The organism is Burkholderia sp. Ax-1720, assembly GCF_011753035.1.
Taxonomy (GTDB): domain Bacteria; phylum Pseudomonadota; class Gammaproteobacteria; order Burkholderiales; family Burkholderiaceae; genus Burkholderia; species Burkholderia gladioli.
The window spans coordinates 1-2,818 of sequence record NZ_VWWK01000346.1 but is presented as its reverse complement, the minus strand read 5'-3'; the positions used below and the strand labels follow the sequence as shown (position 1 = coordinate 2,818).

2 protein-coding genes are annotated in these 2,818 nt (G+C 75.1%); both read right to left on the bottom strand.

Features of this window, described 5'->3' with window-relative positions; all coding sequences use genetic code 11:
• Window positions 1-2,032: efflux RND transporter permease subunit (locus F3J18_RS36445; protein ID WP_166916994.1), on the bottom strand; the 2,032-nt coding region annotated here is incomplete at its 3' end.
• On the bottom strand, window positions 2,029-2,818 hold a 790-nt coding region (locus tag F3J18_RS36440; protein WP_166916992.1), incomplete at its 5' end, for an efflux RND transporter periplasmic adaptor subunit. The genes F3J18_RS36445 and F3J18_RS36440, both read right to left, overlap by 4 nt.

Genomic DNA, 2,818 nt, shown 5'->3' with positions numbered 1-2,818 from the left:
TGACAGAGCCGAGCCCCGGCGCGAGGCGGATCGCGCGCTCGACCTCGCGCGCGGCCGCATCGAGCGCCGCGCCGTCGCGGCCCGCCAGCACCACGGCGGTGGAGCGCGCCGCCCGGCTGTCGTCGATCGTCACGCGCGCGCCGGGCACGAGCGCGAACCGGTGGCGCAGCAGTTCCTCGATCTCGGTCTGGCTGCGCTTGCGCTCGGCGAACGGCTTCAGCGCGAGAGTCAGCCTGGCGGTGTCCGCCGCGCCGGCGTCGCCGGCCGCGCCCACGGTGGTGTAGACCGAGGCGATCTCGTCGATGCCGGCGCTCGCGCGGCGCGCGGCCTCGGCCGCCTCGCGCGTGGCCGCCAGGCCGCTGCCGGGATCGCTCGCCACGTCGACGATGATCTGCGTGCCGTCCTCCTGCGGAAAGAAGCTCTGCGGCAGCGCGGCCAGCGCGGCCACCGAGACCAGCACGAAGACCAGGCCGCCGGCCGCGCAGCGCCACGGATGGCCCAGGCACCAGTTCACCGCCTTCAGGTAGCGCGCCATCAGGCGCCCCTCGCGCGGCGCATGCGCGGCCGGGCGCAGGTAGCGCGCGGCCATCGCCGGGGTCAGCAGGCGCGCCACGCCGAGCGAGACCAGCACGGCCGCCGCCGCGGTCCAGCCGAACTGCATGAAGTAGCGGCCGACCGTGCCGGTCATGAACGAGGTCGGCAGGAATACCGCGACCAGGGTCAGCGAGGTGGCGATCACCGCCATGCCGATTTCCTCGGCCGCGTCGAAGGCGGCCTGCCGCGGCGACTTGCCCATCGCCAGGTGGCGGGCGATGTTCTCGACCTCGACGATCGCATCGTCCACCAGCACCCCGATCACCAGGATCAGCGCCAGCATGGTCAGCTGGTTCAGCGAGAAGCCGAGCCAGGCCAGCACCAGGAAGGTGGGCACCACCGACAGCGGCAGCGCGGCGGCCGACACCAGGGTGGCACGCCAGTCGCGCAGGAACAGCCAGACCACCACCACCGCGAGCGCGCAGCCCTCGTAGAGCGCGCGCATCGCATGGCGGTACACCTCGTCGACCGGGGCGACGTTGTCGGTGAAGGTGTCGATGGCGATGTCCGGATGCGCGACGCGCAGCGCGGCGACGGCCGCCTGCACGCCGCGCGCGGCGCGCGTCTCGTCGGCGTCCTCGCGCTGCATCACCTGCACCCCGATCACCGGGCGGCCGTCGAGCAGGGCCAGCTCGGTGGGCCGCGCCGCCGTGTCGCGCACGCTGGCGAGATCGGCCAGGCGCACCGCGCGGCCCTCCTTGAGCGACAGGCTGGCGTCGGCCAACGCGGCCACCCCGGTGGCGCTGGCGCGCCATTGCAGGGGCCGCTCGGTGCCGTCCAGCGCGATGCGCCCGGCCTGGGTGTCCTCCACCAGCCCGGCCACCTGGCCGGCCACGGTGCCGGCATCCAGATGCAGGGCACGCAGCGCGACCGGGTCGAGCCCGACCTCGATCTCGCGCGCGGCGCCGCCCTGCCGCTTCACGCTGCCCACGCCCGGCACCGCGGCCAGCGCGCGATTCAGCTCGGTGTCCACGAAGCGGCTCAGGTCGAGCGCGTCGCGCCGCGTGGAGGACACCACCAGCAGGAACATCAGGTTCTCGGTGCCGTCGGCGCGCACCACCGGGTCGCGCACGCCCGGCGGCAGGCGATCGCGCACGCGCGCCACCGCGGCGCGCACCGCGTCGAGCGCCTCGGCGCGCTTGCGCTCGGGCTCGAATTCGATGGTGGTATGCGACTGCCCCTCGCTGACCTGCGACAGCACATGGCGCACGCGGCCGGTGCCGGCCACCGCCTGCTCGATCACGCGCGTGAGTTCGCGCTCGACCTGGCCGGCCGGCGTGCCGGGCCACTGCGCATCGACCACGATCTGCGGGATCTCCACCACCGGCAGCTCGGTGACCGGCAGCGAACCGAAGCCGACCAGCCCGCCGATGCACAGCGCGAGAAACAGCAGCACGGCGGGCAGCGGCCGGCGGATCGACCAGGCGGAGACGTTCATCGCGCGTCGGCCCGCTGCATCGCGCCCGCCTCGACCACCGCCACCCGATCGCCCTCGTCGAGCAGGCCGGCGCCGCGCTCGACCACGCGCGCGCCGGGCGGCAGGCCGGCCAGCACCTCGACGCGGCCGTCGCGGCGCTGCCCGGTGCTGAGCTTGAGCGCGTGCACATGGTGCGTGTCGTCGACGCGCCAGGCGTAGTCGAAGCCGTCGCGCGTGACGATCGCGCTGGCGGGCAGCGTGCTCACCTCGGCCGGCGCGCCGGCCAGGATGCCCGAGGCCACGCCGCCCGCCTTCAGCGCGGAGGAGGCGGGCAGATCGACATAGACGATGCCGGTGAGGGTGGCCGGGTCGAGCAGCGGCGAGACGCGCCGCACCGTGCCGACCACGCTGCTGCCGTCGGGCGCGGTGATCACGGCCTGCTGCCGCTCGTGCACCGCGGCGATCTCGCGCATCCCCACCTGGGCCCGCCATTCGAGCCGGCCGCCCGGGATCAGGGTGAACACCGCGCTGCCGGCCGCGGGCACGCTGCCGGCGCTGGCGCGGCTGCTGGCGATCAGGCCGTCGGCCGGCGCGCGCAGCGTCGAATCGCGCACCACCGGGTTCGGGCCCTCACTCTCCACCACCACCTGGGCCAGGCGCGCGTCTATCCGGCCAAGCGGGCAAGGCGGCGTGCGCCCGAAATGGCTGCAGGGCTCCAGCGTCACGTAGACGGTCGCGCCGCGCAGGTCGTGGCCGCGCGAGCGCGCGTCCTTCATGGCCTGCACCTCGGCGTGGTCCTGGCCGGCC